This window comes from Cryobacterium sp. TMT1-19 (assembly GCF_004403055.1).
Classification (GTDB): domain Bacteria; phylum Actinomycetota; class Actinomycetes; order Actinomycetales; family Microbacteriaceae; genus Cryobacterium; species Cryobacterium sandaracinum.
This window is the reverse complement of the sequence record NZ_SOHB01000038.1, coordinates 23,967-50,044: the sequence shown is the minus strand read 5'-3', so window position 1 is coordinate 50,044 and position 26,078 is coordinate 23,967. Positions and strand designations below refer to the sequence as shown.

At 67.5% G+C, this 26,078-nt stretch carries 28 protein-coding genes, 1 tRNA gene and 2 pseudogenes; 14 read left to right on the top strand and 17 right to left on the bottom strand.

Annotated features, from left to right (window positions below):
* Positions 1 to 9: 9 nt before the first annotated feature.
* From E3T40_RS10370 to E3T40_RS10360, 3 genes are all read right to left on the bottom strand, one after another.
* Positions 10 to 978 carry an FKBP-type peptidyl-prolyl cis-trans isomerase gene (locus tag E3T40_RS10370; RefSeq protein ID WP_134543390.1) on the bottom strand — a complete coding sequence of 323 codons (969 nt, stop codon included), beginning with the start codon at positions 976 to 978 and terminating at the stop codon, positions 10 to 12.
* 79 nt (positions 979 to 1,057) lie between these two features.
* Positions 1,058 to 2,089, bottom strand: a complete 1,032-nt coding sequence (locus E3T40_RS10365; RefSeq protein ID WP_104169909.1) for a tRNA (adenine-N1)-methyltransferase — start codon at positions 2,087 to 2,089, stop codon at positions 1,058 to 1,060.
* Positions 2,090 to 2,115: 26 nt separating this feature from the next.
* A complete protein-coding gene (locus tag E3T40_RS10360; RefSeq protein WP_255453818.1) occupies positions 2,116 to 2,820 on the bottom strand; it encodes an HAD family phosphatase in 705 nt (234 codons plus the stop codon).
* A 97-nt stretch (positions 2,821 to 2,917) separates the two neighbouring features.
* Between E3T40_RS10360 and E3T40_RS10355 the strand changes: the two genes are divergently transcribed.
* A complete protein-coding gene (locus E3T40_RS10355; RefSeq protein ID WP_233199206.1) occupies positions 2,918 to 3,862 on the top strand; it encodes a proteasome assembly chaperone family protein in 945 nt (314 codons plus the stop codon).
* On the opposite strand, the gene mshC is transcribed toward E3T40_RS10355, so the two are convergent.
* Genes mshC through E3T40_RS10340 form a run of 3 tightly spaced genes read right to left on the bottom strand, consistent with a single transcriptional unit; the run spans position 3,859 to position 7,351 of the window.
* Positions 3,859 to 5,139: a cysteine--1-D-myo-inosityl 2-amino-2-deoxy-alpha-D-glucopyranoside ligase gene (gene mshC, locus E3T40_RS10350; RefSeq protein WP_134543388.1), complete on the bottom strand. Its 1,281-nt coding sequence runs from the start codon at positions 5,137 to 5,139 to the stop codon at positions 3,859 to 3,861. The two genes, E3T40_RS10355 and mshC, sit on opposite strands and share 4 nt — an antisense overlap.
* A gap of 13 nt (positions 5,140 to 5,152) precedes the next feature.
* Entirely contained in the window at positions 5,153 to 6,007 is an 855-nt protein-coding gene (locus E3T40_RS10345) for an undecaprenyl-diphosphate phosphatase (RefSeq protein ID WP_134543387.1), read from the bottom strand.
* 18 nt (positions 6,008 to 6,025) lie between these two features.
* Positions 6,026 to 7,351 (bottom strand): M20/M25/M40 family metallo-hydrolase, encoded by a 1,326-nt coding sequence (locus E3T40_RS10340; protein WP_134543385.1) that lies wholly within the window; start codon positions 7,349 to 7,351, stop codon positions 6,026 to 6,028.
* A 116-nt stretch (positions 7,352 to 7,467) separates the two neighbouring features.
* Between E3T40_RS10340 and E3T40_RS10335 the strand changes: the two genes are divergently transcribed.
* Positions 7,468 to 7,550 (top strand) — tRNA-Leu (locus tag E3T40_RS10335).
* 262 nt (positions 7,551 to 7,812) lie between these two features.
* The gene (locus tag E3T40_RS16555; RefSeq protein ID WP_174843662.1) at positions 7,813 to 7,968 is read left to right on the top strand and encodes a hypothetical protein; all 156 of its coding nucleotides are present in this window, start codon (positions 7,813 to 7,815) and stop codon (positions 7,966 to 7,968) included.
* A gap of 86 nt (positions 7,969 to 8,054) precedes the next feature.
* On the opposite strand, the gene E3T40_RS10325 is transcribed toward E3T40_RS16555, so the two are convergent.
* The 4 genes from E3T40_RS10325 to E3T40_RS10305 form a co-directional block, all read right to left on the bottom strand.
* Positions 8,055 to 8,363, bottom strand: a complete 309-nt coding sequence (locus E3T40_RS10325; protein WP_134543383.1) for a hypothetical protein — start codon at positions 8,361 to 8,363, stop codon at positions 8,055 to 8,057.
* Positions 8,364 to 8,755: 392 nt separating this feature from the next.
* Complete coding sequence (locus E3T40_RS10315; RefSeq protein WP_104102105.1) at positions 8,756 to 9,256, bottom strand: CarD family transcriptional regulator; 501 nt, start codon at positions 9,254 to 9,256, stop codon at positions 8,756 to 8,758.
* 133 nt (positions 9,257 to 9,389) lie between these two features.
* Complete coding sequence (locus E3T40_RS10310; protein ID WP_104194055.1) at positions 9,390 to 10,415, bottom strand: agmatine/peptidylarginine deiminase; 1,026 nt, start codon at positions 10,413 to 10,415, stop codon at positions 9,390 to 9,392.
* The gene (locus E3T40_RS10305; protein ID WP_134543381.1) at positions 10,412 to 11,404 is read right to left on the bottom strand and encodes a nitrilase-related carbon-nitrogen hydrolase; all 993 of its coding nucleotides are present in this window, start codon (positions 11,402 to 11,404) and stop codon (positions 10,412 to 10,414) included. Before E3T40_RS10305 ends, E3T40_RS10310 begins: the two co-directional genes overlap by 4 nt.
* Positions 11,405 to 11,478: 74 nt before the next feature.
* Here E3T40_RS10305 and E3T40_RS10300 point away from each other — a divergent pair, with 74 nt between their 5' ends.
* From E3T40_RS10300 to E3T40_RS10280, 6 genes and pseudogenes are all read left to right on the top strand, one after another.
* The gene (locus tag E3T40_RS10300; RefSeq protein WP_104169916.1) at positions 11,479 to 12,165 is read left to right on the top strand and encodes a TetR/AcrR family transcriptional regulator; all 687 of its coding nucleotides are present in this window, start codon (positions 11,479 to 11,481) and stop codon (positions 12,163 to 12,165) included.
* Positions 12,166 to 12,398: 233 nt separating this feature from the next.
* Positions 12,399 to 12,587: pseudogene (locus E3T40_RS17615) on the top strand (FAD binding domain-containing protein); the annotation flags it as partial.
* A gap of 193 nt (positions 12,588 to 12,780) precedes the next feature.
* A pseudogene (locus tag E3T40_RS17350) lies at positions 12,781 to 13,197 on the top strand (VWA domain-containing protein); the annotation flags it as partial.
* Positions 13,198 to 13,240: 43 nt separating this feature from the next.
* On the top strand, positions 13,241 to 13,549 hold the full coding sequence (locus E3T40_RS17345; RefSeq protein WP_255453817.1) for a VWA domain-containing protein: 309 nt from the start codon (positions 13,241 to 13,243) through the stop codon (positions 13,547 to 13,549).
* Complete coding sequence (locus tag E3T40_RS10285; protein ID WP_134543396.1) at positions 13,549 to 14,286, top strand: SRPBCC family protein; 738 nt, start codon at positions 13,549 to 13,551, stop codon at positions 14,284 to 14,286. Before E3T40_RS17345 ends, E3T40_RS10285 begins: the two co-directional genes overlap by 1 nt.
* A 34-nt stretch (positions 14,287 to 14,320) precedes the next feature.
* Positions 14,321 to 15,463, top strand: coding sequence for an XdhC family protein (locus tag E3T40_RS10280; protein WP_134543379.1), 1,143 nt, complete (start codon positions 14,321 to 14,323; stop codon positions 15,461 to 15,463).
* An 8-nt stretch (positions 15,464 to 15,471) separates the two neighbouring features.
* Here E3T40_RS10280 and E3T40_RS10275 read toward each other — a convergent pair whose 3' ends face one another.
* Both E3T40_RS10275 and E3T40_RS10270 read right to left on the bottom strand, forming a co-directional pair.
* Positions 15,472 to 17,700: an MMPL family transporter gene (locus E3T40_RS10275; RefSeq protein ID WP_134543377.1), complete on the bottom strand. Its 2,229-nt coding sequence runs from the start codon at positions 17,698 to 17,700 to the stop codon at positions 15,472 to 15,474.
* A gap of 348 nt (positions 17,701 to 18,048) precedes the next feature.
* Complete coding sequence (locus tag E3T40_RS10270) at positions 18,049 to 18,411, bottom strand: hypothetical protein (RefSeq protein ID WP_134543376.1); 363 nt, start codon at positions 18,409 to 18,411, stop codon at positions 18,049 to 18,051.
* Between the two features lie 296 nt (positions 18,412 to 18,707).
* Here E3T40_RS10270 and E3T40_RS10265 point away from each other — a divergent pair, with 296 nt between their 5' ends.
* Positions 18,708 to 19,616: a hypothetical protein gene (locus E3T40_RS10265; RefSeq protein ID WP_174843661.1), complete on the top strand. Its 909-nt coding sequence runs from the start codon at positions 18,708 to 18,710 to the stop codon at positions 19,614 to 19,616.
* Here E3T40_RS10265 and E3T40_RS10260 read toward each other — a convergent pair.
* Positions 19,603 to 20,538: a DnaJ domain-containing protein gene (locus tag E3T40_RS10260; RefSeq protein ID WP_104194049.1), complete on the bottom strand. Its 936-nt coding sequence runs from the start codon at positions 20,536 to 20,538 to the stop codon at positions 19,603 to 19,605. The genes E3T40_RS10265 and E3T40_RS10260 overlap by 14 nt on opposite strands.
* 145 nt (positions 20,539 to 20,683) lie before the next feature.
* On the opposite strand from E3T40_RS10260, the gene E3T40_RS10255 reads away from it, so the two are divergent.
* The gene (locus E3T40_RS10255; protein ID WP_233193972.1) at positions 20,684 to 21,331 is read left to right on the top strand and encodes a DUF1345 domain-containing protein; all 648 of its coding nucleotides are present in this window, start codon (positions 20,684 to 20,686) and stop codon (positions 21,329 to 21,331) included.
* A 9-nt stretch (positions 21,332 to 21,340) separates the two neighbouring features.
* Here the strand turns inward: E3T40_RS10255 and E3T40_RS16715 are convergent, their stop codons facing one another.
* From E3T40_RS16715 to E3T40_RS10245, 3 genes are all read right to left on the bottom strand, one after another.
* Positions 21,341 to 21,541: an SMP-30/gluconolactonase/LRE family protein gene (locus E3T40_RS16715; RefSeq protein WP_198411978.1), complete on the bottom strand. Its 201-nt coding sequence runs from the start codon at positions 21,539 to 21,541 to the stop codon at positions 21,341 to 21,343.
* Positions 21,542 to 21,708: 167 nt separating this feature from the next.
* Entirely contained in the window at positions 21,709 to 21,873 is a 165-nt protein-coding gene (locus E3T40_RS16710) for a hypothetical protein (protein WP_158250294.1), read from the bottom strand.
* A gap of 69 nt (positions 21,874 to 21,942) precedes the next feature.
* Positions 21,943 to 22,656 (bottom strand): SOS response-associated peptidase, encoded by a 714-nt coding sequence (locus tag E3T40_RS10245; protein ID WP_104169923.1) that lies wholly within the window; start codon positions 22,654 to 22,656, stop codon positions 21,943 to 21,945.
* A gap of 129 nt (positions 22,657 to 22,785) precedes the next feature.
* Here E3T40_RS10245 and E3T40_RS10240 point away from each other — a divergent pair, with 129 nt between their 5' ends.
* On the top strand, positions 22,786 to 23,622 hold the full coding sequence (locus E3T40_RS10240) for a DUF3097 domain-containing protein (RefSeq protein WP_134543392.1): 837 nt from the start codon (positions 22,786 to 22,788) through the stop codon (positions 23,620 to 23,622).
* 246 nt (positions 23,623 to 23,868) lie between these two features.
* Complete coding sequence (locus E3T40_RS10235; RefSeq protein ID WP_035840308.1) at positions 23,869 to 24,072, top strand: cold-shock protein; 204 nt, start codon at positions 23,869 to 23,871, stop codon at positions 24,070 to 24,072.
* Positions 24,073 to 24,175: 103 nt separating this feature from the next.
* Here the strand turns inward: E3T40_RS10235 and E3T40_RS10230 are convergent, their stop codons facing one another.
* On the bottom strand, positions 24,176 to 24,655 hold the full coding sequence (locus E3T40_RS10230) for an Lrp/AsnC family transcriptional regulator (protein WP_104102139.1): 480 nt from the start codon (positions 24,653 to 24,655) through the stop codon (positions 24,176 to 24,178).
* A 106-nt stretch (positions 24,656 to 24,761) separates the two neighbouring features.
* Here E3T40_RS10230 and E3T40_RS10225 point away from each other — a divergent pair, with 106 nt between their 5' ends.
* A complete protein-coding gene (locus tag E3T40_RS10225) occupies positions 24,762 to 26,060 on the top strand; it encodes a PLP-dependent aspartate aminotransferase family protein (RefSeq protein ID WP_134543372.1) in 1,299 nt (432 codons plus the stop codon).
* The last annotated feature ends 18 nt before the right edge of the window (positions 26,061 to 26,078 follow it).

Genomic DNA, 26,078 nt, shown 5'->3' with positions numbered 1-26,078 from the left:
GGCCGAGACTTAGTTCACGCCGAGGACATCGACGACGAACACGAGCGTTGAGCCTGCGGGGATCTTCTGCGAGGCCTCATCACCGTAAGCCTGATCCGCCGGGATGACGGCGATGACCTGCGAACCGACGGTCTGCCCGATGATGGCCTGGGCGAACCCGGGGATCAGCCCGCCCTCGGTCTTGGAACCGTCCACGATCAGGAACTCGGCCGGTTTCCCGGTCTGCCAGCTGGAATCGAAGACCGTGTTCTCGTTCCAGAGCACGCCCGTGTAGTGCAGGGTCGCGGTGTCGCCTTCCGCGACCTGCTCGCCATCGCCTTTCTTGAGGACGCCGATCTGCAGCTCGGTCGGCGGCTCACTCGACGGAATGGTTAGGCCGGGGGTTCCATCAGTCGCAAGGACAACGGACGGAAGCCCGCTCGCGACCGGCTGGTTGGCGCCGTTGGCCCGGAGCAGGTTGGCGCGCACGACGTCGATCACGAAGACCAGCGAGTCGTCGGCGCCGATGCCACTGTTGGGGTCTCCGCCGGCCGGGCCGAGCCCGTCGTCCGGGGAGACGATGAGAGCCAGCCGGGATCCGACCTGGGCGCACTCAAGGCCCGTCGCCAGGCCCGGGAGCGATTGCTCGTCGTCCAGGACGATGCTGGCCTGGTTGACCCCGTCGTACTCGCCCGCGCTGATCAACGCACCCGTCGTACCGTTGTAGAGGCTGAGGTCGAGCTTGACCAGCTGATCCGGGACGAGACCGTCACCCGTGCCGGCGATGATCTCACTGGCCTGGGTGGTGTCCGTCTTCAGCGGGGTCGGGAAGTCCACCGTCGGCGCGGAACCGAATTCGCCCGACACCGACACGAGCTTCGACGCTGCCCCCTTCGTGGCCGGCGCCTGGCAGTCTGCGGCGTCGGCGGGGGTGCTGCAGCCGGTGAGGACCGCGACCAGCAGGCCAGCGGAAGCGATGAGTGCAGGAGCTCTACGCACGGGATCTCATTTCAGTGTGGGGCAGGTGATTGTGCGGGACAGGGGCAAATTCGGGGCCGGATGGCAGGCCGACCCAATTCTAACGGGCGTTGGGTGCGAGGTCGTCGGGTTCGCCCGCGTCGAGCCCGCGAGCCTTAGAGATGGCCGCGCCTGTCTCGGCCATCCGCACGCGCTTGCGCATGACCTTCGAGCTGACACTGCGTTCGCCGAGAGCGCCCGGCGTCCAGGCCTCCACATCGGCATCGGAGAAGTCGGTCTTCGACGGACGGCGCTTCAATTCGGGAAGAATCGTGTCCGGGGCGAGACGGCGGGCCGTGATCAGGAAACCCGTGTGCCCGATCATCCGGTGATCGGGCCGCACGGCGAGACCCTCGACGTGCCACCCGCGAACCATGGTCTCGTTCGAGTCCGGGTTCGTGTAGAAACCGGTCGCACGGATGGCCTCGGCCACTCGCGAGAGCTGGGTCACCGTGGCCACGTAGCAGAGCAGCACTCCGCCTGGCTTGAGCGCGTCCGAAACAGAGCCCAGGCACTCCCAGGGCGCGAGCATGTCGAGCACGACCCGGTCCACGCTCTGGGCCGGCATCGTGTCGGGCAGGGTATCGGCGAGGTCGCCGAGCGTGATGCTCCAGTTGGCGGGATCAGACCCGAGAAAGGTCGCGATATTGTCACGGGCTACATCCGCGAACTCGCTGCGGCGTTCGAATGAGGCCAGCCTCCCGGCGGGGCCGATGGCGCGCAGTAGCCAGAGCGACAGGGCGCCGGAACCGACGCCGGCCTCCACCACAGTCGCCCCCGGGAAGATATCGGCCTGCGCGATGATCTGGGCGGCGTCCTTGGGATAGATGATGGCAGCACCGCGCGGCATCGACATCACGAAGTCGTTCAGCAACGGCCGCAAGGCGAGGTGCTCCACGCCGACGTTGTTCGTGACGACCGAGCCGTCCGGGACACCGATGACGTCATCGTGCGCCAGGATTCCCCGGTGGGTGTGGAAGACCTTGCCTGGTTCCAGGGTGATCGTGTTCAGTTTGTTCTTGGGTCCGGTTAGCTGTACCCGGTCGCCGATCCGGAAGGGTCCGCTGTTTTGGATGACCTGGTTGTCGCTCATGCGTGGGTTACGTCCTTGCTCTCGGGTCAGTGTGGGTCGGTCGGGGCCGGCTTGCGGCCGAGGGATCCGCGACGGGCGGTGTACAGCGAGGTGAAACCGTGCAGAGTGCGACCGGCGAGGGTCGGCCAGAGCTCGTAGTGCGCGCTCTCAGGCAGGGAGACCATGTGCGGGACGCCGACGACGACGGCCCCGGATGCCACGGCGGCCGCGATGCCCGGAATGGAATCCTCGACCGCGATGCAGTGCTCGGGGTCGACGCCGAGCAGCCCGGCGGCCGTCAGGTACGCCTCTGGATGCGGCTTGCTGTTCGTGACCATGTCGCCGGCGATAATGGTGTCGAAGGCGGTGAATCCGACAAGTTCAACGATCTGTCGTGCCATCCGCTGCTGTGACATGGTGACCAGCGCCATGGGGACGCCGGCGGTCTTGAGATCGGCGAGCAGTTCGAGCGCGCCGGGCCGCCACGGGGCACCGCAGGTTCTCAGGAGTTCCTGGACACGGCTGGTGAGCCGGTGCACGATGGCGTCGCCGTCCAGGTCGACGCCCCGATCCTGCAGGATGACCGCGGAACCCTCCAGGCCGGAGCCGACCAGCAGCATGGCGTCGCTGTGGGACCAGACGCCGCCGAAGGACTCGACCAGTTCCGTCTCGGCCCGCATCCAGTACGGCTCGGAGTCCACGATGGTGCCGTCCATGTCCCAGAGCACGGCCGCAGGCAGGGAGGAATTGATTCGGATCGCGTTCACGGAGTTCAAGTGTAGGGGGCACCGCCTATCCTTGATGGATGGTGCGCCGTGCGGGGCACCCCGTCGAAAGAGGTTTCGGACAGTGACAGAGGCTAATGGGTTCCTCAACGGTCGCCTCCTGGTGGTGGCGTTCGAGGGTTGGAACGACGCCGGCGAGGCGGCGACCGGCGCCGTGGGCACCCTGAAGGATCTGCTGGATGTCTCCCCGGTCGCGGAGATCGACCCAGAGATCTACTTCGACTATCAGTTCAACCGGCCCACCATTTCGGCCGGCGGCGAAGACGGCCGGCGCAAACTGGAGTGGCCGGGTGCGGTACTCTACGGACCGACGACCCCCGCCGAGGCCGGGGCTCCCCTGGCCGACGACGCGCAGCTGCGCGTCAGCGGCACGAACGCCGGAAACATCTATCTGCTCCTTGGAACGGAACCGTCCCGCAGCTGGAAGGGATTCGCCGCAGAGATCCTCGACGCCGCCCTCGCCGCGGATGTCGGCGGCATCGTCTTCCTCGGGGCGATGCTGGCCGATGTTCCCCACACCCGGCCTATCTCCATCTTCGTCTCCAGCGACAACCCGCAGGTACGGGCCGAACTTCAGGTTGAGCGCAGCACCTACGAAGGCCCCGTCGGCATCCTGAGCGTGCTCGCGATCGCCGCGGAGGAGGTCGGCATTCCGACCCTGTCGATCTGGGCGTCCGTCCCCCACTACGTGCACAATGCGCCGTCGCCGAAGGCGATGCTGGCACTGATCGACAAGCTTGAGGAGATCATCGATGTCGTCATCCCGCGCGGCGACCTGGTGAGCGAGGCCGATGAATGGCAGAGCGGCATCGACACGCTGGCGGCCGAGGACGACGAGATGGCGGCCTATATCGGGCAGCTCGAACAGGCTCGCGACACGGTCGATTCCCCGGAGGCCAGCGGCGAAGCGATCGCCCAGGAATTCGAGAAATATCTGCGCAAGCGCGGCGATGGCCGGGACGGCCCCGGCGAGGGGCGCCCGCCGCTCGACTCGCCCCGCCAGCCCTAAAGAGCCACGCCGAGCAGCGCGTCGACCGCGCGGGCCAGCAGTGCCGGCTCGTCGACTCTGTCGGAGTCGGCTGCGGCGGCGTCCACGACCGCCAGCGCGCCAGGGGTGTCGAGGTCGGCGGCGAGGGCGGCCCGCAGCCGTTCAATGACCGCGTGCGTGTCGAGGGTTCCGGCCGTGCCCGCTGTCCCGAAGGCCGCGGTCCAGGCCGTGAGGCGGGCCTCCGCTGCCCGAAGGTGCGCGTTCGTCCACTCCCAATCGGCGCGGTAGTGCTGGTCGAGCAGGGCCAGGCGGATTGCTCGCGGGTCGGTTCCCGCGGTGCGCAGTTTGGACACGAGCACCAGATTTCCGAGCGACTTGCTCATTTTCTCGCCCTGATAGGCCACCATGCCGGTGTGGCTGTAGACGCCGGCCAGCGGATGCCCGGATAGGGCTGCCGCGTGCCCCGCACTCATATCGTGGTGCGGGAAGATCAGATCGCTGCCGCCGCCCTGCACCGTGAAGTCCGTGCCGAGTTCCTTCAGTGCGATGACCGAACACTCAATGTGCCAGCCCGGACGGCCGGCGCCGACGCGCGACGCCCAGGACGGTTCCCCGGGGCGGGCCGAGCGCCAGAGCAGCGGGTCGAGGACGTCCCGTTTGCCGGGACGGGCCGGGTCTCCCCCGCGTTCGGAGAACAGGGTGAGCATGGCCTCGGAGTCGAGATTGCTCTCGTCGCCGAGCGTCCACGAGGTCGCGCGCTGCGCGGCCTCAATGTCGAAGTAGATGTCGGAACCGGCGGCCTCCGTCGGCTCGGGCGCGCCTGCGGCGGCCGCGTCCACGGGGACCGGGTACGCGAGGCCGGCATCCCAGAGCTGGGCAACGGCATCCGCAATCTCGTCGATGACCTCGGTGACGGCGACATAGTCGTTCGGCGGGATGATCCCCAGTGCCTCCATGTCGGTGCGGAAGAGGTTCACCTGCGACTCGGCGAGAACCTCCCAGTCGACGCCGGTGGCGGCCGCTCGCTCGAGGAGCGGGTCGTCGACATCCGTCACGTTCTGGGCGTAGTGCACCCGGTAGCCGCCGTCCAGCCAGACCCGCTGCAGAGTGTCGAAGGCCAGGTAGGTGGCCGCATGGCCGAGGTGCGTGGCGTCGTAGGGGGTGATCCCACACACGTACAGCCGGGCGACGTCATTGGGTTTGGCCTCGATCAGGGACGCGGTGGCGGTATCGTGCAGCCAGGGTGCGCCGGACTGACCGGGGAGTTGCGGAATTTCGGGTCGTCGCCAGGCACGCATTTTCCCAGCCTAACTAGGCGGAGATGGTGTTCGTCACCAGCAGACCGATCAGCACGAGGCCGAGCATGATGCGGTAGATCACGAACGGCAGGAAGCTACGTCTGGAGATGTAGCTCATGAAGAACTTGATCACGAACAGGGCGACGACGAAGCCGATGACCGTGGCCGCCAGGGTGTCCCACGGGCCGAAAATCTCCGGGGTGCAGTTTGTCGCACCCTCCAGGCAAGGCTTGACGATCGATTTGTACACCTGGAACAGCCCGCTGCCGAGAACGGCCGGGATGGCGAGCAGGAAAGCGTAGCGGGCGGCGGCGGCGCGCTCGTACCCCATGAACAGGCCGGCGGTGATCGTGCCTCCCGAGCGGGATACGCCGGGGATCAACGCGAGGGCTTGGGCGAAGCCGTAGACGATGCCATGGGGCACGGTGAGGTCGCCCAGCCGGCGGCGCTTGGCCCCGACGTAATCGGCGATTCCGAGCAGGACGCCGAAGCCGATCAGCACGCTGGCGGTAATCCACAGGTTGCGAAGCGAGGACTCGATCTGGTCCTGGAAGAGCAGGCCGAGCGCCACGATGGGCAGCGATCCGAGGATGATCAGCCAGCCCATCCGCGCGTCCGGGTCGGCGCGCGGAACCTTGCCGACGAGGGACTTGGACCACTGCCCGATGATGCGCACGATATCGCGCCAGAAGTAGATCGCCACGGCAGCCTCGGTACCGATCTGGATGATCGCGGTGAAGCGGGCTCCCGGGTCACCTCCGGTTCCCAGGAATTCCCCGACGATACGGATGTGGGCGCTGGAGGAGACCGGGAGGAATTCGGTCAGTCCCTGCACGAGTCCCAGGATGAGTGCGTCGATGAAGTTCACGAAATGCCCTTTTGCTGTTCAGTAGTTCGAGAGCAGGTCGGTCAGGACCTGCTTGCCAAACACTAACGCGTCGAGAGGCACCCGTTCGTCGACCCCGTGGAACATCGCCGGGAAATCGAGGTCGGCGGGGAGCTTGAGCGGGGCAAAACCGTAACCCTTGATCCCGAGGGTGCTGAGGGCCTTGTTGTCCGTGCCGGCGGAGAGCAGGTAGGGCAGCACCGGAGCGCCCGGATCGTGTCGGCCGAGGGTCTCGATGACCGCATCGACGAGGGGCCCGCCGAATTCTGTTTCGAGACCGATGTCGCGGTGCATGATCACGATCTCGATGTCGGGGCCGACCAGCGCGGCCACTTCGGCGAGTACGGAATCCTCGTCGCCGGGCAGGGTGCGGATGTCGATGAGCGCCTCGGCCCGGTCCGGGATGACGTTGTGCTTGTACCCGGCGTGCAGAACGGTGGGATTGGTCGTGGTGCGCAGACTCGCTTGGATGAAGCCCGAAGCCGTGCCAGTGGCGAGGGCCAGCTCGTCGGGACCGGCACGTTGGGGGTCGACGTCGAGCACCCGTGCCAGCTCCGCCAACAGCTGGGTGGTGGTCTCGGTCAGACGGATCGGCCACTCACGCCGGCCGACCTTGGCGACAGCCTCGGCGAGCCGGGTCACGGCGTTGCTACGGATCAGCCGGGACCCGTGGGCCGCCTCGCCCCGCGCCACAAGCTTGATCCAGATCAGCGCCTTCTCGCCCGTCTGGAGCAGGTAGGCACGCTGACCGCCGAGCGTGATCGAGTAGCCCCCGACCTCGCTGATGGCCTCGGTGGCGCCCTGGAAGAGCTCCGGACGGGTGTCGACGAGGTAGTGCGAGCCGAGCACTCCCCCGGCCTCCTCGTCGGCGAAGAACGCCACGATCAGTTCACGGGCCGGTTCCTGGCCGGAGCCGAGGATGTTTTGGAGCGACGCGAGCATCATGGCGTCCATGTTCTTCATGTCAACGGCTCCGCGGCCCCACAGGAGGCGGTCCTTGATCACGCCGGCGAACGGGTCCACCGACCAGGCCTCCGGGTCAGCGGGAACGACGTCGAGGTGGCCGTGGACCACCAGCGCCCCGCGGCTGCTGTCGCGACCCGGAACGCGCACGACGACACTCGTGCGGCCCGGTTCTGAATCGAACAGCTGCGGGGCGAGGCCGAGAGACCGCAGGTTCGCCTCGACGTACTCGGCGGCATCCGTTTCGCCGTTCGAACGGCCCTCGCCATAGTTGGTCGTGTCGAAACGGATGAGGTCGCGAGCGATCGTGGCCGTGAGGTCCAGTGCAGCGTCGGCCGGTGTGTTGTCAGCAGAGGAAAGCATGCGTGTCACGCTACCGGGCCTCGCCGCCGGCCGGCGACGGTGGGCGCGGCTGGAGGGCCTCGAAATCCGTGCTAGATTATCTATTCGGCGGCCGGGAACGGCCGCTGAAACACTCGGCCCGGGTGGCGGAATGGCAGACGCGCTAGCTTGAGGTGCTAGTGCCCTTATGGGCGTGGGGGTTCAAGTCCCCCCTCGGGCACAGAAATTAGATTTGGATCATTCCGAGTCCATGTGGAGATAGGTCGCGACAATCGATACCGGTTGCGCGGCCTATTTTTTTTCCATGGTCGAACGTGCCTCCGGCTGGAACGCAGTCTCCTCGCCATCACCCCGTATCGGAGGTCCGCCGGCGGCAGCTTCACCGCCGACATGCTCGGCGCCGCCCACTTTTCCCGCAGGCAGTCGCCAATGAAGAACTGATTCATGCCACCATCTGTCAACCGTTCATCGGCCCATCTCCCGTGCGCGCCTACATCGCACACCTCATGCCGGCGATCCTCGACGGGACCGCCAATCCCGGTAGAATCTTCGACCGCTCGGTGAACCTCGACGCAGTCCCCGTCGCCAAGCGTGACAGGAGCAACCGCGAAGCCCTCACGATCATGATCGCCCTCTGACCGGCCGCGTCGCGGCCAGAGGTCAGCGACCGAGGGAAGATCGTAGGGGCTGTGCTCGCAGTTGCCCGAGGTCGCGGCTTGGCAGCCTATTCCTCAAACGTCACGTTGCCGCGGCAGGCTTCGCCCGGGCTGGGCACCAGATCCTTGAAGCCGTGGCTGACGAACCGCCCGTAGCTCTGCACGCGCCCGTCCGTGACGAAGTCGTCGTTGAATTGGGGCGGCTGGTTTTCCTCAGCATCGGGGAGGTCCCGGCCCGAATAGGCGCACGCCGAACTCGCGTTCGTTGCGCCCGGGACCGGACTGCCATTGCCACTGGTCTCGCCAGCCTGGGCCGAAGTGGCGCCGACGAAAACAAGTCCGAGTGCGGCAACGCACCCCAGTGCCATGCGTTTCATGAGTAATCCTCTCAACAAGGGACGACCCGCCTGGCATCGGGTGAGCCAGCGTCCCGCCCCACCTTCGCGGACGATACTCCTCGGTGGCTATCTGGACAACGGGCGGAAGACACATTCGGAGAGCCATCCATGACCGCGCGAACCGCTCGTTCCCCCCAGGCAGGCCAAGAGCCGCATCCGCATCCGACTTCGAGGAGTCGGTCGCCGGGCTTCGGCCGCAATTTCTCGACCACGAGCCGGTATTTGTTCTCCTACACCTCGTCAGGGATGTACCGGGACGCGGAAAGCACGGGCGGAGGTAGATCATCGACGGCCCGAGCACCAACTCGTGGAAGGCATCCGCCACGTCGTCGTGGCGGTGGATCGCTTGGGCGTCGAACCGCCGCGCGGGGCTAGACCGCTTCGGTGAGGGCCCCGGAGAGAACCTCGTCCAAAGCCAGGACGGTGTCTTCCGGCGATGTGCCGAGCGCCAGCGCCAGCTCAGACTCCAGGAGTTGACGGGACTTGGCGAGCATCCGCTTCTCACCGGCGGACACGCCGCCGTCCTGTTCGCGGCGCCACAGGTCCCGGACGACTTCGGCGACGCGCGTCACGCTGTCACTCGCCATCTTCTCTTGATTCGCTTTGAATCGGCGGCTCCAGTTCGTTGCTTCCTCCGTGAACGGCTCGCGCAGAACCTTGTAGACCTCTTCCAGCCCAGCGGCATCGATGACGTCACGCACTCCAACAAGCCCCGCATTCGCGATGGGAAGTTGGATTGTGAGCTGCGACGAATGCACGCGCAGCGTCATCGCCGGCTGGGCGACGCCCTTCAGCGTTATGGTGGAGAGCTCGGTAAGGGTGACCGCACCGTGGTGCGGATAGACGAGGGTTTCCCCAACGATGAACTTCAAACTGACTCGATTCAGATCGTGCTGCATGCGGCGTCCCGGTGGCGCCGACTAGCCGAATTCCCGGTGGCCAACCTGTCAATCGTGCCACAGTCCCCTGAACGTTCACCTTGCGGCAGCAAGCGTGGCGCGGCGACTACCCGGCCGATGGCTGCTGCTGGGTGATGCAGTGGATGCCGCCGCCGCGCGCGAACAACGGCCGCGCCTCGACCGACACGACCGTTCGGCCCGGATACGCCGCGGCCAGGATCTCCCGGGCGACCTGGTCGGCCCGTTCCTCGCCGAAGCCGCAGGCGATCACGCCGCCGTTGACGACGAGGTGGTTGACGTAGTTGTAGTCCACGAAGCCGTCCTCGTCCGTGAGTGCGGCCGGTGCCGGCAGGTCGACGATGGTGAACGGCCGGCCCGCCGCATCCGTCTCCTCGGCGAGAACGGCGCGGAGCTGCCTGGTCACGGCATAGTCCGGGTGGGCCGGGTCGTTCTGCGCGTGCATCAACACCGTTCCGGGCGACGGGAGGGCGGCCACCATATCGACGTGGCCGCGGGTTCCGTAGCGCTGCTGGTCCCGGCTCAGGCCGCGCGGCAGCCAGACCAGGCGGGTGGCGCCGAGGGTACGGGCGAACTCGGCCTCGATCCTCGCCCTGTCGACGTAGGGGTTCCGGCCCGGATCCAGTTGAACGGTCTGCGTGGCCAGCACCGTTCCCGCGCCGTCGACGTGAATGCCGCCGCCCTCGTTCACGAGCACCGAGGAGATCGCACTCGCGCCAGAGGCGGCGGTGACGAGCCTGCCTACCTCCATGTCTTTGCCCCAGCGCGCCCAATCCTGGGCACCCCAACCGTTGAATGCCCAGTCCACCGCCCCCAGCTGCCCGTCATCACCCAGCACGAAGGACGGGCCGATGTCGCGCATCCAGGCGTCGTCAAGTGGTGCCTCGATGATTTCGATCTCCGCGGAGAGGTACCGCCGAGCGGTCGCCACCTCGGCCGGGTCGACGACCATGGTGACGGGTTCGAATTCGAGGACCGCGTGGGCAACCGCGGTCCAGGTGCCGCGCGCCTCGTCGGCGGAATACGCATCCGTGCCGAGCGTGTAGCCGTCCACCGGGAATGCCATCCAGACCCGGTCCTGCGGCGCGGTCTCCGCCGGCATCAGCCAGGTCACGACTCCCCCGACGTCACCATCGCACCGAACGGAAGAGCCGGGTCGACCGGCGTGGTCAGCCCCGCATAGCTGTCCGGCCGTCGGGTGGCCAGGAAGGGAAACAGTGTGAGCCACTCCTCCCGTTGTGCTAGGTCGAGGTCGGTAACCAGCACCGCGGACTCATCACGGGGAGCCTGCACGAGCACACGACCGTAGGGGTCAGAGATGAAAGAGGAGCCGTAAAAGGTCAGGTCGCCCTCGTCGCCGTGACGATTGGGCACCACCATGAAGAGGCCGCTGGTGATCCCGTTGGCCACGATCACCTGCCGCCAGAGCGGTTGGGTGTCGAACGTCGGGAAGCCGGGCTCCGAGCCGATCGCCGTGGGGTAGACCAGCAGCTGGGCGCCGCCGAGGCCGTACAGCCGCGACACCTCGGGGAACCATTCGTCCCAGCAGGTGGGCAGCCCGATCCGGGCACCGCCCAGTTCCTCCGGCGCATAGACGGGATACGCGTCCTCGGCTGGGCCCGGTCGGAACCAGGTGTCCTCGTAGTAGCCCTCGGTGACCGGGATGTGCAGTTTGCGCGTGCGACCGAGTAGCCGACCGGTCGGCGAGACCAGGATGGCCGTGTTGTAACCGCGCGGGTCCTCCGGTGCATCCTCTGCGTCCGGTTTCTCGTAGAGGGAGGCGTGCACGACGATGCCGTGCAATTTGGCCTGCTCAGCCGCGAAGGCGAAGGTCGGTCCAGTCAGCAGGTCCTCGGCCGTCAGCTTCGGCACACCCTGTGCCCGTGCGTTGCCGGGGTATTTGCGCAGCGTCAGCTCGGGCAGGAAGGCTACGCGGGCACCCTGGTCGGAGGCCAGACGGATGCCCTCGGCCAGCTCCGCGCGCAGCGCGTTTTCGTCGACGTGCCAGCGGTGCTGCACAAGCCCGACCCGGAGCGGCGGCCGGGCCTCGCTCGACGTTCGGGTCAGCGGTTCGGCGATGCCGGTCGCGTTGATCACGAGCATGACGAGACCTCCCTGCGGAATAATTGATCACTTGATCAATAACCGTTGGCTAAAGATATATAGACTCAGGTTTCATGTCAACCGATCCGAGCGCATCGCGGCGCAAAGCACCGATCGAGCGGGCGGCGGAAATCGCCCGCGCCGCCCGCGAGATCGCCCTTGACGAGGGCTTGTCGGCCCTCACACTGCGTGCGGTCGCCTCCCGGATCGGGGTGACCCCGGCCCTGGTCAGTCACTACCAGCCGAGCATGGACTCCCTGGTGGCTTACACTTTCGGGGCGATCGTAGCCGCCGAGATCGGCGAGGTGGCGGAGGAGCTGGCGCCCTGCGAAACAGCCGTGGCGGCCCTGCAAACGCTGATCGACACTCTGCTCGGACCCGAACGCAGCACCGTGACCGCGGTCTGGCTCGACGCCTGGAGCCTCGGCCGACGCCACCCTGCGCTCGCCGTGGAGGTGGGCGTTCAGATGGACGCCTGGCAGGCGTTCCTGGCCGTCCTGCTCAACACCGGCTGCGCGCGCGGCGAATTCCGGGCGATCGACCCGGACGCCGTCGCCTGGCAGCTTTTGGCGATCATCGACGGGCTGAACGCGCACGCCATCGTGCGCTACGGCCATGCACAGCGGCTGCGCGGTCTCGTGCGCACCGTCGCCGAACACGAGCTGGGGCTGCGCTCCGGGGCCCTCGGGCCCGGGGACGACTCCGGCCGCCGACCCGAACCTGACCATCCCCCGGCACCGATTACTGTGCCTGTATGCTGAGTACAGACTTCCGGTCATGGTTCTGCTGTGAACGGACGAGCGCTGGTTGAGACAGTGCATGAGGCCCCGGCGATTCGTCGCCGGGGCCTTTCCCGTTGCGGGACCGCCACTGAACCCTCGACGTTCTCCGCTGCGGGACGGTCGCTCCCAGCGGCCGACTCCCCGGCGGCCCGGAGCCGTCCCGATTCGCGTTGACAACCCGGCGGCCCCGGAGCACTATGTGACACGATTCCGTGCCTGTCGCTGCCGCCGGGCACCTTTTCGAGAAGGAGGCCCCTGTGCAGATTCCAGCTTCCTTCGACTATGTGCGCGCCAGCACGGTCGACGATGCGATCACCCTACTCGAGCGCCACGGTCCGGAGTCCCGGGTCATCGCGGGCGGGCACAGTCTTCTGCCGATGATGAAGCTCCGGCTGGCCAGACCCGAGTGGCTGATCGACATCAACGAGCTCTTCGAACTGGACTTTGTGGTGCGCGATCGCGGCGGACCAGGCGCCGCTGCCCCAGCCGCCGGTCCTGGCTCCGGGCGGGGACGATTCCGCGGACACAGACACGGATGCGCCGGAGCGGGAAACGATCCTGGTGACGGCGGCGGACGAGGAGCGCCTGCACCAGATGTCTTTCACCGACCTGGCTCCGGACGAGTTCGCCCAGATGCGTCGCCTGGTGCGCCGGATCGCCCTCGCCACGCCGGAACGCGTCAGCAGCCGCACCCGGAAGAGCTCCCGGAGCGCCCCGAGGCTGGACCTGCGCCGCACGGTCAGGGCGGCGCAGCACACCGGCGGGGAACCGGTGCGCCTGGTCTACCGGCGCCGGCGCACGCGACTGCGCCGTTTGATCCTGCTGTGCGATGTGTCCGGGTCGATGGAGCCGTACACGCGGGTTTTCCTGTCGCTCCTGCAGGGCGCGGTCGCGGGGGCCGAGGCCGAAGCCTTCATCTTCTCGACCGGATCAACCCGGCTGACCCGTCAGCTCGCGGTGCGCGACCCGGACCAGGCTCTGGCACGGGCTGCCGCCAGCACCCAGGACTGGGCAGGCGGCACCAGGCTGGCAGAAAGCATCCGCCATTTCACGGATGCCTGGGGTCGACGTAGGCCTCGCCCGCGGGGCCGTCGTCGTGATCATCTCGGACGGGTGGGCGCTGGACGACCCGGAATCGGTGCACACCCAGATGGCCCGCCTGCGGCGCCTGGCCTACCGCATCATCTGGGTCAACCCCAGGAAGATCGCTTTGGACTACCCGCCGGTGGTGGGCGGCATGGCGGCCGCGTTGCCCTTTCTCGACGCGTTCGTCAGCGGGCACAGCTATGCGGCCCTGGCAGAAGTGGCGGCGGCGATTCGCGCCGACCGTTCGGACCCACACGAGAATACGAGGACCCGTTGATGGACATCAACAGCACGTTCTCCGTCGTCGCACCGATCGACGAGGTGTGGAAGACTCTGATGGACTTCGAACGTGTCGCCGGCTGCGTTCCGGGGGCACAGGTGCTAAACAAGTCTTCGGATGACGCCTATCAGGTCGGAATGAAAGTGAAACTGGGTCCGGTGACCATTCAGTACAGAGGTCAGATGACCGTTCTCGAACGCGATGCGACCGCGCACCGCGCCGTGTTCGAGGGGCGCGCTCAGGAGGCCCGCGGTCAGGGCACGGCGCAGGGTACGGCCACCCTCACCCTCGTCGAGGCGGAGGGCGAGACCCAGGGCACGGTCAGTGCCGAGGTGGCGCTTTCCGGCAAGGTGGCCGCGATGGGGTGCAGCATCATCGGCAGCGTCACGGACCAGATGATGGCCCTCTTCGCCGAGAACCTGCAGGCCATGGTCACGGGTCCGGCTCCGGAACCGGCGGTGCCTGCTGCCGGGGCCACGACCGGGCAGACCGCCGAGACGGTCAGTGGGACGGGAACCGCGACGGCTCCGCCCGCCGCGCCGACGGCCCGGCCCCTCACGACGGCGCCTACCTCCCGGGCGCCGCAGCCGCCCGCCGAGACCAGCCTGAACGCCCTCGATCTGGCCAAGGGCATCGTGATGGATCAGCTCAGCAGCCTGCCCAGGCTACTCGGCGTGATCGCAGCGGTGGCGTTTGTCGCCTATTGGATCGGCCGCCGCGCCGGCGGTCGGTAGACCCGGATGAGCGAAACCGGAAGGGTCACCACCTGTGCGTGAGGTTCTGTACCCGCTGCTGACGGGATGGCAGGCCGGCGGCATTGCCGGCCTGGCCACCGTCGTGCGCACCTTCCAGTCCGCCCCCCGGCCGGCCGGCGCGTCGATGCTGGTCACCGCCGACGGGGAGGTGGTCGGCTCGGTCTCCGGCGGCTGTGTCGAAAGTGCCGTCTACGACCTCGCGACCCAGGTGATCGAGGATGGGCGGCCGGTGCTGGTGCGCTACGGCATCAGCGACGACGACGCCTTCTCCGTTGGTCTGACTTGCGGCGGCATCCTCGACGTCTTCGTCGAGCCAGTCAGCCAGGTGAGCTTCCCGGAGCTGGCCGCTGTGGAGCAGGACATCACCGGATCGGCTCCGGTAGGGGTCGCGACCGTGATCGCGCACCCCGATCCCAGCCGTCTGGGCCGACACCTGATCATCCGGCCGCACGGCTTCGACGGCGATCTGGGCTCCGAACGGGCGAACCGGGCCATCGGCGACGATGCTCGCGGGCTGCTGGCCGCCGGACGCAACAGCACCCTCACCTACGGTCCCGACGGTGAACGACGCGGTGAGGGCATGCGGGTCTTCGTCAACAGCTACGCCCCGCGCCCACGGATGCTGGTGTTCGGCGCCATCGATTTCGCGGCCGCCCTGGCCCGGCTGGCTTCCTTCCTCGGCTACCGTGTCACCGTCTGCGATGCCCGCGAGGTCTTCGCCACGCCGGCCCGGTTCCCGGAGGCCGACGAGGTCATCGTCGGCTGGCCGCACCGCTACCTGGCCGAGCAGGTCGCGGCCGGGCTCGTGGATGAGCGCACCGTCGTCTGCGTGCTCACCCACGACCCGAAATTCGACGTGCCGCTCCTCAAGGTGGCCCTGACCCGCGGCCCGTTCGCCTACATCGGTGCGATGGGGTCTCGGCGCACTCACGAGGACCGACTGACCCGGCTCCGCGAGGCAGGTGTGGGCGAGGCGGAGCTGGCAAGGTTGCACAGCCCCATCGGGCTGGATCTCGGCTCCCGAACCCCGGAAGAGACAGCCGTGTCCATCGCCGCGGAGATCATCGCCGAGCAGTGGGGCGGCACCGGAGAGCCGCTGGGCAGCCTGGCCGACCGGATCCACCACGACGACCTGGACGAGCCGACCTCGGTGTAGCCGCCGCCCTACTCCCGCATCCCGAAGCGGGCGTAGATCGGATGCAACCACCTCGGCGCCCACCAGAGGCCCTTCTCGAGCGAGGTCATCACAGCGGGAACCACGATGGTGCGCACGAGGGTCGCGTCCAGCAGCACGGCCACGGCGAGAGCGACGCCGATCTGTTTCATCTGCAGCAGATTGCCGGTCGCGAACCCGGCGAACACGATCACGATGATCAGGGCCGCGGAGGAGATGATCCGGCCCGAGCTCTGCAGACCCGTCTCGATAGCGAGCCGCGTGGCCTCACCCGCCTCGTAGTGCTCCTTGATCCGGGCGAGCAGGAACATCTCGTAGTCCATGGCCAGGCCGAAGCCGAAGGTGAGCACGAGGGTCAGGACCAGAGGGTCCACCCCGGCGATCTTATCGGCATCGAAATCGAGCAGGCCTGCGAGATTTCCCTCCTGGAAACCCCAGACCAGGATGCCCACGGAGGCGCCGAGCGAGATGACGCTGATCACGAGGGCGGTGAGCGGGATGACCACGGAACCGGTCATCAGGAAGAGCAGCAGGAACGTGGCCCCGGCGATGATCAGGGCAGCCCAGGGCGCGCCGGCGACCAATGAGTCGACATAGTCGACCGACGCGGCATCCGTGCCGCCGACCCAGTGGTCGAAGTCGGGCCGGTCGTCCCGGATCTCCCGCACAACGGCCGGGCCCGCGTTCTGGTCGACGCCGACGCGCGACACCCAATGCCCGTTCACCAGGGCCGGTGGTGTCGTGCCGGTGACGTTCGGCAGCGTCGCCACCTCCTCGGCCCAGGCCGCGGCGGACGCCTCATCGGTGTCCGAGACGAGCTGCACCAGCGGGGCCGTGGCGAGGGGGAAGAGGTCGTTCAGCGCCGTGACAAACCCGTACTGGGTCGAGGCCTTCGGGATGGCGTCGGCGCCGCCGCTGGACACATTGATGTTTAGCGCGGGGCTGCCGAGCAGGAGGAGCACGGCGATGCCCCCGAGCGCCACGAGCACGGGCGCCCGTTGCACGCGGCGAGTCAGCCGGGAGAAGACGCCCTCCCGGGGGGCGACGTCGCCGAAACGGGTCAGGAGGGGACCGAGGCCGGGGATGCGGGTCAGCAGGCCCGGCTTCAGCAGCCGTTCGCCGAAGTACCCGAGCAGAGCCGGCACAAGAACGAGCGCCGTCAGGATGGCGATCAGCACCACGGAGACCGCGCCGATGGCGATGGCACGGATGATCGTCGGTTCGAAGACCAGCAGGCCCACCGTGGCGATGGCGAAGGTCAGACCGGAGTAGAGCACCGTGCGGCCGGCCGTGTCCGCCGTGATGCCCACCGCCTGCAGCATCAGCTCGTGACGTTCCGTACGCGTCTCGCTGTCGCCGGCCCGCTCCACGAGTGCCCGGAACTCCTCGCGGAACCGGCTGACGATCAGGAGCCCGTAGTCGATGGAGAGCCCCAGCCCGATCACGGTGATGACGTTGAGCACCGTGGTGTCGATCTCCATCAGGTAGCTGAAGCCGAAGAGTGCCCCGAGAGCGCCGGCGATCGACGCCAGCGCCCCGATCAGCGGGATGCCGGCCGCCAGGAATCCGCCGAAGATGATCAGCATCACAAGGAGGGCGATCGGCAACGCGATCAGCTCGCCCTTCTGCAGGTCGGCCTCGGCGACCGCCACCAGGGATTCCACCAGGAGCGGGGTTCCGCCGACTTCCACGGTGGCGTCCGGCTCAAGCTGCCGGACCTCGTCGGCCGCCACGCCGAGCCGTTCTTCCACCTCGCCCAGCAGGTCATCACTGAGGTCACCGTCTGGTGCCACCATCTGGGCGTTCAGCAACAGTCCGGTGCCGTCGGGCACCAGGAGAGGCATCGCAGCCGGGTTCGGCGAGCCGTCAGGGAGCGGTGGGATGACGAGCGGGTTGATGACCTCAGTTACCCCGTCGACTTCCAACAGGTCGGTCGTGGCCGCGGTGAGGATCAGGCCCAGGTCCGGGGAGGACAGGTCGACGTCGTGGATCAGCAGAGAGAGAGATTCCATGTCTGCGCCCTCGGTGCCCTGCAGCAGATTGGCGGCCTGGCTGGCCTCGCCTTCAACGGTGGGTCCGGCGCTGGAGAGCCGCTGGAAGAGGTTCTCCCCCGTCACCCCGATCAGTGCCGTCGCCACGCACGCGGCGATCGTGAGCGCCCAGACCAGCAGTGAGGTGAACCGGTGACGGGCGATGAAAACGCCCAGTGTGCGCAGCATGGCAGAAGTCCTCCGGTCTCAGGCGGCTACCGCCAAATTACTCCACCCGGCGCCGACGGACCGACACCTGTCGGGTGCCGGGGCACACCGCGCGAGGTGTACGCTCGGAGTCATGCCCCGTATACCCATGGGGGTATCCTCCGGGTTGGCCTGTTCGCTGCCACTTGGGACGAACGTGCGCCGCAAGATCCTTGTCGGTCGAGTCCGGGGCTCTGCGACAACTTCATCCCGAACGAATTCGACGGAGATTCTGCTCTAAACAGCGCCTGTGGGCTAAAAAATGGGAGTTTGACCCAAAATCTCCGTCGAATTGGTTCGAGACCGGAGACGACTAGGACTCACACTCACCTAGGGTGCCTCATCGACGATGCCGATGAATGCGTTGCCGATGCCGTCGACCTCGGTGCGACTGAGGCCGGCGGCGGCATCTGGGAGTTCCTCGAATCCGTGGTAGTCACAGGTCAGATAGGTGAAGGCGGGCCACCACTTCTTGGGACGCGCGGCTTCGGAGAACCCGCAGACATCACAACGTAGTTCCACCCAGACCGGCTTCTTGCCGGTGCGGTTGGCCCGAGACTGCACGAGCCACGCCGGCGGATTGCGCTCGATCTCGGCCAGTTCAGCCTCCGACATCCGGGAGGGCAGTTCGTGGCGCTGCGCCATTTCGATCGGGATATCCAGGCGCAGGGCGGCGATTCGTCGGGTAATCATCTTGATCAAGGATAGGCGTTCCCGGGCGGGGTAGCCTCGTCGGCTACGGCACTCCCTGCGTCAAACTCGACTTTCTCGACCCGCCGACGTCGGCCGAGGCCCGGAGCACCAACGGTGCGATCACGGTGCGGCTGCCACCGGACGGGGTGACCTACCGGGTGGACGCCCGCACGACCAACCGCGAGAGTGACAGCGGGTCGGTCCCGAGCGACCCCTCCCCCACCGTTTCATCACCGCGGCGACCACCAACGGGAAGGTGACGGTGGAAGCCCGCTGACCGTTCAAGGGGCACGCCCATGAAACACTGGGGTATGCGCGATACCCTCTCCCCCCTCGGCCTGCTGCTCGACGTGGACGGGCCGATCGCCAGTCCGGTGTCCCGGACCATCGCCATACCGAGCATCATCACGGATCTGATCAGCCTGGCCGGAGCCAACGTTCCGATCGCATTCATCACCGGGCGGTCGTCGACATTCATCCGCGAGAAGGTTGTCGCGCCCCTCCGCGCAGCCGGACTGCCCGAGTCGATGCGCATGTACGGGGTCTGCGAGAAGGGAGCCGTCTGGTTCCCGATCACTGCCGCGGGGATGGGCGAGATCGTCGTCGATGACAGCGTGGCCCTGCCGGCCGCCGCCGTAGATATGCTGCGCAACCTCGTCGCCGACGGGTTCAGCGACACGATGTTCTTCGACGAGACCAAGCAGGCCATGGTCTCGGTCGAGCAGCGCACGGATGCCGACCGCGGCCGGTACCAGGCCGCCGCGGTGAGGTTCAACGAGGCCGCATTCGGGGTGATGGTTGAACTCGGGCTGGGCATCCGTTTCGGTGATCGAGTCGTTCCGGACCAGGCCGGCACCGTGGGATTCCGGATCGACCCGACGATCATCTCGACCGACATCGAGTCGGTCACCCTGGACAAGGACCGCGGCGCGGAGCGGGCGCTGGCCTTTTTCTCCGAATCGGGAACACTCCCCCGGGTCTGGCGCTCGGTCGGCGACTCGCGCAGCGACTACCTGATGGCCGACCACCTGCATGCCGCCGGCTATGACGTCTCGCATGTGGATGTGCGGCCGTCCGACGGCATCCTCGAGCGCCCCTACCCCGTGATCGTAGAGGGGTCCCTGATCCACGACGCGGCCGGCGCAGAATTCCTCCGGTACTGGGCCGACAAGCTGGGCCTGCGCGAAGCGGCTACTCCGAACTGAAGCGGATGCCGTCCTGCAGGCGGCTCCGCAACTCGAACACCTTCTCGAAGCTGCCGCGGTCCATTCCGGGCAGCCCGCTGCGCAGCACCCCCATCAGCCGTGACCTCGGCAGCGTGATCACGGTCGGGCGCCGGCCACGTCCGGGGACCGTCAGAGGGTCAGTCAGGGCCTCGTCGGGCAGCACGACCAGCACAGCGGTGAACCTCACCCGCAGCGACTTCGCCAGAGCCCGCACGACACCCTCGACGTCTTCGATCGGACGAACATCGGGGCCGAGGGCGTCACCGACGAGCTCCCCGCGCCGAAGCTGCACCGGCCCGCCCCAGTCCTCGGACAGGACCGCGAACAGTCCCGCCGGGCCGAGCACGACGTGATCGACCTTGCCGCCCCGCGTGCCGGCAGCCACATCATGCCAGGCCGTGAAGCCGATCCCGAGGGCGGAGACGAGTTGTGCCGTTGATTCCTCGGCCAGAGCCTTCGCCAGCCAATGCCGGATCTCCCGCGGCGCCGAACGGATCAGCGTCGGGGCATACGGGTCATCGATAGAGGTTCCGCGCCCGGCCCATTCCCGGAGCAGTTCGAGGTAACGCTGGCGCGCCTCGCCACCCGGATGGCCGTACATGCGCGCGCGCGGCCCAGCCTGCGTGGCCTGCCCACGGCCGGCTCCGGAGGCGTAGGCGGGGCGCTCCGGCTCGGGGAACGCGTCCGGGTATCGGCGGCGGTCATAGTCGGCGCGCCCCTCCGGGGTTCCCACCCGCTCCCACGCGATCTGAACGAGGTGGAAGGCGGCGGCGTCTCCGCCGACGTCCGGATGCGTGTGGCGCAGCAGGCGACGGTAGGCACGACGGAGTTCGTCGTCACTTGCCGACGGGCTGACGCCAAGTACCTCGTAGGGCGACGCCGCGGCCGGGCTATCTGACATCCAGCGTTCTCTTTCAGCGTTAGTGCGGCCGGCAATGGAACAGCCAGCCAATCGTTCCCTCACACTACCGACCCTGGCTGGCATAACACCGGATGCGCCCCGGGTCTCGGCCCGCAGAGACCCGATTTCATGGCACGATCAGCATATGACGACGCACGGCCAACGCCTCCACCGCTCGAGTACCCGACTTATCGGCATGTTCGCGGTGGGTGTCGTCGTCGCTGTTCTGGCCGGGGTGTGCGGGAGCTGGACCCTGGCTCCGATCGCGGGCTGGGCGGCCGCCTGCGTGACGTATGTCACCTGGGTGTGGATCACCATCGGCCCCATGGACATCCAGAACACGGCCAGCCATGCCACCCGGGAGGATTCGTCCCGAGGTGCCGCCGACATCCTGATTCTTTTCAGCAGCCTCGGCAGCCTCGGCGCTCTGGTGTTCCTGCTGGTGGGGACCGACACCAGCTCGGTCACCGCACGGGGAATCCTGGCGGCGGCGGCGGTGCTCAGCGTCGGACTCTCCTGGATTCTGGTGCACACCCTGTTCACGCTCCGCTATGCCTCGCTCTACTACTCCGGGCCCGACGGCGGGGTGGATTTCAACCAGGCGGTGCCACCGAGTTACGGGGATTTCGCCTACCTGGCCTTCACGATCGGGATGACTTTCCAAGTGTCAGACACCAGTCTGCAAACGCACGCAATTCGGATGACGGCGCTGCGTCACAGTCTGCTCTCGTACCTGTTCGGCTCGTTCATCTTGGCTACCCTGATCAACCTGGTGGCCGGCCTGTTGCGCTGACGAGGCCCGTCAGCCGGCGAACTCCCGGACCGGGCGCACGGCGCTCCCGCCGTAGACGGCCACCCACACGCCACCGTCGCTGTCCACGGTCAGCCCGTCGGGGTAGCCGGCCGCGGCCGGAAAGCCGGCAAAGGGAAATAGGCCAGGGAACCGGCCATCCGAGTCGCAACCGCCCTCGTTCATCCCCAGGCCGGGAACATTCCAGAGCACGTCCAGCTTGGTGACCGTTCCCGCGGCGTCCTCGAGCGCGAACCCTCGTTCGAGCGCGAACCCTCGTTCGAGCGCGAACCCTCGTTCGAGCGCGAGGACGGCTCCGCCGACACTTCGGGGCCGGAGGGCCGCCGCGATCGAGCCGACATGGTGCCGGGGGCTGCTACCTAGTCGCGGAGGATCTGCACCGGGATGGCCACGGCCAGGGAAACGCAGAGGATGCCGCTGAGGAAGATCGGCAACTGCCAGGCCGTCACCTCGAACGCGAACCCGAACAGCCAGAGACCGAAGACGAAGATGGCCATTGCGACGGTGAAGGCGACGGCGTTCATGGTGCGATCCTTTCGAGCGATGCCCGCACTGAACGCCGGGCCGATGAGTCGAGCGTACCCGGTCGAGCGTCAGACCGGCGACGGCGCCCCGACGGGCTCGATGAGTTCCGGACCGTCACCGCGCACCGGGGCGACCTCGTGATAGCTCAGGCTCTCGACGGTCTCCCGGGAGGCGGCCACCGCGGCGTCGACCAGCGCCTGGTCACCCGGAGTATGGGGGTCGAGCCACTGGTCCCACCATTCTTCCGCCAGGATCACGGGCATCCGGTCGTGGAGGGCGGCCAGGGGACCCTCGGCGTCCTGGGTGAGAATCGTCGCGGACAGTACCCACCGGGCCGGGTCGTCGTCGGCCAGGGCCGGATTGCGCCACCAGGAGTAGAGGCCGGCAAAGGCCAGTGGAAGACCGTCGTCTGAGTGGATGAAGTACGGAGTCTTCACGGTGCCGTCCGTGTGCCACTCGTAGTAGCCCGTGGCCGGGACCAGCGCGCGCCGAGAGGCGACCGAACTCTTGAAGGTGGGCTTCTCCGCCGCCGTTTCGGCACGGGCGTTGAAGGTGGCGAAGGACGACTGCAGCTCGGTCGCGAATGAGGGGACCAGGGACCAACGCGCGCCCTCGAGCCGGCGCACGACCGGCCCGGCCTTGGCTGACTCGAGCACGATCGGGATCTTTTCGGTGGGTTTGATGTTCCACGACGGTTCCGGCAGGTTCTCGCCCTCGTGCTCGACATCGAACATCGCGGCGAGATCGGACGCCGTGTCCGTGATGATGAATCGACCGCACATGGGGACAGGTTACTACCGGACGCCGACACCCCGGCCTGAGAGCGCAGACCGTGCGGGCCATCCGCTAGCGTCGATTCCGGCGTCGGCGAGGCGCAGGAGCGAGGAAGACCGTCAATGGACGAGCGGAACATGCAGGATCGGTACAGTGCGGATGTACTTTCCCCCGGCTGGCGGGACGCTGGCCGGAAGGTCATTCCGAAGCAGGAAGCCATGCCCGACCTGGTCGTCGAAGAGGTCGCGACCGGTTTTTGCGGTGCCGTGGTGCGGATCGAGAAGAAGATCGTCACTCTGGAGGACCGCCACGGTCAACTGCGCCTGTTTCCGCTCGGCGGCGGATTCTTGATTGACGGCGAGCCGGTGGTGCTCGTCGTCCCGGTCAGGGCGGCGCCGCAGGGCCGCGCCCGCACCGCCTCGGGATCGATGGCCGTGCGAGATGCCCCGGCACGGGTGGCCCGAGCCAGCCGCATCTTCGTCGAGGGCCGGCACGACGCCGAGCTTGTGGAAAAGGTCTGGGGAGCCGATCTACGGATCGAGGGGGTCGTCGTCGAGTACATCGAGGGCGTCGACAACCTCGAGGAGCTCCTGCAGGAGTTCCGCCCGGGACCCACCCGGCGGGTCGGGGTGCTGGTCGACCACCTGGTGCCCGGATCGAAGGAAAGCCGGATCGCCGACGCCGTGGCGCGCGGACCGCACGGCCGGAATGTGCTCGTGGTCGGGCATCCATATATCGACGTATGGCAGTCCGTGAAGCCGAACCGCCTGGGAATCACGACGTGGCCCGCGATTCCGCGCAGCATCGAATGGAAGCACGGGATCTGCGAGGCCCTCGGCTGGCCCCACGAGGACCAGGCCGATATCGCCCGGGCCTGGCAGCGGATCCTGGGTCGGGTGCGCACATTCGCCGATCTGGAGCCGCAACTGCTGGGCCGGGTGGAGCAGCTGATCGACTTCGTCACCACCGAGTAGTGCAGGGTGCGCCCTGATCGGGTCATAACCTGCAATCAACGTAACGCTTTGGAACCGAATTGGCACGGAATCTGGATGCACCGCGGCGATGTGGGCTAGGGTTATCTAAGTAGTTGTAGTGCTTGCACGTCTTAAAACGCGGTGACCCCGGTCGCCGCGGCGTATTCCTTTCGGAAGCGGACGACGAATACCGCGACGAACGGCCTCGAAAGTCGGGGCCTTTCTAACACTCCTGGAGGAGTCATAATGGCAACAGGTACCGTGAAATGGTTCAACGCTGAAAAGGGCTTCGGCTTCATCGCTCCCGACGACGGAAGCGCCGACGTGTTCGCGCACTACTCCGCGATCGCATCGAACGGCTACAAGTCGCTCGACGAGAACCAGAAGGTCGAGTTCGAGGTAACCCAGGGCCCGAAGGGTCCTCAGGCCGAGAACATCCGCGCCCTCTAAAGTGCGCAACTGCTCAACTAGCGAGGCGGCTTTCCGAGTCGCATAGCTCACGAGCTTCGACAACGCCCCTGCTTCGGCAGGGGCGTTGTCTGCGTTAAGCGAACTATTTGACGAGGTCCTGCCAGCCGTCACCGTCGACGTACTCGAAGATAAGGTTGGTCTCGGTGTGCGCAACCGCCGGATGCTCCGCCAGATGCTGCAGGACGAAGTCACGCAGGTCCGACGCGTCCGCCGCGGCCACGTGCAGCAGATAGTCGTCGGCGCCGGCGGTGTGGAACAGGCCGATCACCCCGGGCCAGTGCGGCGCCGCCGCCCGGAACGCGTCGATCTGCACGCGGGCGTGCTTGACCAGACGAACCGAGATCAACGCCTGTAGGGACGCGCCCAGCGCGGCCAGATCGATATTCGCGCGGTAGCCTCGGATGTGGCCCAGCTGCTGCAGCCGGCGCAGGCGCAGCGATACGGTCGACTCGGCGACGCCGATCTCCGCGGCCAGCGCCGCACCGGAGGCACGGGCGTTGACGGACAGCGCACGCAGGAGCGCCCGGTCGACCCGGTCGATTTCGGCTTTCTTCGGTTCCATCGGCCTACTCTTTCTTCCGTGAGCAGTTTATGCGAAAGCTTCCGCTGATTCGCAAGAGTCTGCAAGGATGATTGCGCCGTGCGGCAGAATCTGTTTGTGTCTGTGCATGACGCCAACGCTTCCGCTGCCGCCCCTGCCTCCCCGCGGACCTGCCCTGCGGCCATCGGCCCCGCACCCGGACACGGTTGCCGTGCACGGCGGGATGGCCGGGCTGACAGCGGCCGGTTCGCATGTGCCCGTGATCGACCTCTCCACGACCAATCCGCTGGCGGGAGTCGAGTGCGGCGGGGACTCCTACGAGAACCTCGCCACCGGAGGTACGATCCGCGAGGGCGATTCCGCGGTGTACCAGCGACTCTGGCAGCCCGGAGTCGCCCGGTTCGAAACGGCGCTGTCGGCCCTGGAGGGCACCGAGGGCACCGTCGCCTTCGCGAGCGGAATGGCCGCGCTGGCGGCCGTGCTGATCGCATCCGTGGCCGGCGGCACGCCCCACGTGGTGGCCCTCCGGCCGATCTACGGCGGTACCGACCATGTACTCGCCACCGGGCTGCTCGGTACGACTGTGTCGTGGGTCGATCCCGACGGGGTTGCCCAGGCAATCCGGCCGGACACCGGGCTGGTCATCCTGGAGTCCCCAGCGAACCCGACGCTGGCGCTGACCGACATCCGTGCCGTGGTCGCGGCGGCCGGCAGCGTGCCGGTGCTGGTCGACAACACGTTCGCCACCCCGGTGCTCCAGCGCCCGGTCGATTCGGGCGCCACGCTGGTGCTGCACAGTGCGACCAAATTCCTGGGCGGCCACGGAGACGTGATGGGCGGCACGGTCTCCGGCCCCGAGCACTGGATGGTGCGCCTGCGCCAGGTGCGGGCCCTGACCGGCGGTGTGCTGCATCCGTTCGCCGCGTATCTGCTGCACCGGGGGCTGCGCACGCTGCCGGTGCGTGTGCGCGCCCAGCAAGCAACCGCCGGCGCCGTCGCGGAGCGCCTCGCGGGTCACCCCGCACTGGCCCGGGTACTGTACCCAGGGCTGCCCGGGCAGGACCCGCTGGGGCTTTTGGGCCGTCAGGCGAACGGGGCCGGGTCTATCATCGCCCTCGACCTCGCGGGCGGCTTCGATGCGGCCGTGCGCTTCACCGAGGCTTGCACGCTGATCACGCACGCGGTCTCCCTCGGCGGCGTGGACTCGCTCGTGCAGCATCCGGCCTCCCTGACCCACCGCCCGGTCGAGGCCGGCGCCCGGCCCGGTGCCGGGATCGTGCGCCTTTCGATCGGCCTCGAGCACGTCGACGACCTGCTCGCCGACATCCTCGCCGCCTTGGACGTGGTGATGGACGTCACTCCCGACGTGGCGAAGGTCGTGGTGCCGAACTCCGCGGCCGCCGAACCCCAGGACGCCGTCGCCTGAGAGGCCGTTTCGGTCGAG

Bases quoted from the DNA above. Each gene is read 5' to 3' on its own strand.
- E3T40_RS10365 (WP_104169909.1), bottom strand. From the start codon at position 2,089: ATGAGCGACAACCAGGTCATCCAAAACAGCGGACCCTTCCGGATCGGC.
- mshC (WP_134543388.1), bottom strand. From the start codon at position 5,139: ATGCGTGCCTGGCGACGACCCGAAATTCCGCAACTCCCCGGTCAGTCC.
- E3T40_RS10340 (WP_134543385.1), bottom strand. From the start codon at position 7,351: ATGCTTTCCTCTGCTGACAACACACCGGCCGACGCTGCACTGGACCTC.
- E3T40_RS10325 (WP_134543383.1), bottom strand. From the start codon at position 8,363: ATGAAACGCATGGCACTGGGGTGCGTTGCCGCACTCGGACTTGTTTTC.
- E3T40_RS10305 (WP_134543381.1), bottom strand. From the start codon at position 11,404: ATGCTCGTGATCAACGCGACCGGCATCGCCGAACCGCTGACCCGAACG.
- E3T40_RS10300 (WP_104169916.1), top strand. From the start codon at position 11,479: ATGTCAACCGATCCGAGCGCATCGCGGCGCAAAGCACCGATCGAGCGG.
- E3T40_RS17345 (WP_255453817.1), top strand. From the start codon at position 13,241: ATGCCTGGGGTCGACGTAGGCCTCGCCCGCGGGGCCGTCGTCGTGATC.
- E3T40_RS10285 (WP_134543396.1), top strand. From the start codon at position 13,549: ATGGACATCAACAGCACGTTCTCCGTCGTCGCACCGATCGACGAGGTG.
- E3T40_RS10275 (WP_134543377.1), bottom strand. From the start codon at position 17,700: ATGCTGCGCACACTGGGCGTTTTCATCGCCCGTCACCGGTTCACCTCA.
- E3T40_RS10270 (WP_134543376.1), bottom strand. From the start codon at position 18,411: ATGATTACCCGACGAATCGCCGCCCTGCGCCTGGATATCCCGATCGAA.
- E3T40_RS10265 (WP_174843661.1), top strand. From the start codon at position 18,708: ATGAAACACTGGGGTATGCGCGATACCCTCTCCCCCCTCGGCCTGCTG.
- E3T40_RS10260 (WP_104194049.1), bottom strand. From the start codon at position 20,538: ATGTCAGATAGCCCGGCCGCGGCGTCGCCCTACGAGGTACTTGGCGTC.
- E3T40_RS10255 (WP_233193972.1), top strand. From the start codon at position 20,684: ATGACGACGCACGGCCAACGCCTCCACCGCTCGAGTACCCGACTTATC.
- E3T40_RS16710 (WP_158250294.1), bottom strand. From the start codon at position 21,873: ATGAACGCCGTCGCCTTCACCGTCGCAATGGCCATCTTCGTCTTCGGT.
- E3T40_RS10245 (WP_104169923.1), bottom strand. From the start codon at position 22,656: ATGTGCGGTCGATTCATCATCACGGACACGGCGTCCGATCTCGCCGCG.
- E3T40_RS10240 (WP_134543392.1), top strand. From the start codon at position 22,786: ATGCAGGATCGGTACAGTGCGGATGTACTTTCCCCCGGCTGGCGGGAC.
- E3T40_RS10235 (WP_035840308.1), top strand. From the start codon at position 23,869: ATGGCAACAGGTACCGTGAAATGGTTCAACGCTGAAAAGGGCTTCGGC.
- E3T40_RS10230 (WP_104102139.1), bottom strand. From the start codon at position 24,655: ATGGAACCGAAGAAAGCCGAAATCGACCGGGTCGACCGGGCGCTCCTG.
- E3T40_RS10225 (WP_134543372.1), top strand. From the start codon at position 24,762: ATGACGCCAACGCTTCCGCTGCCGCCCCTGCCTCCCCGCGGACCTGCC.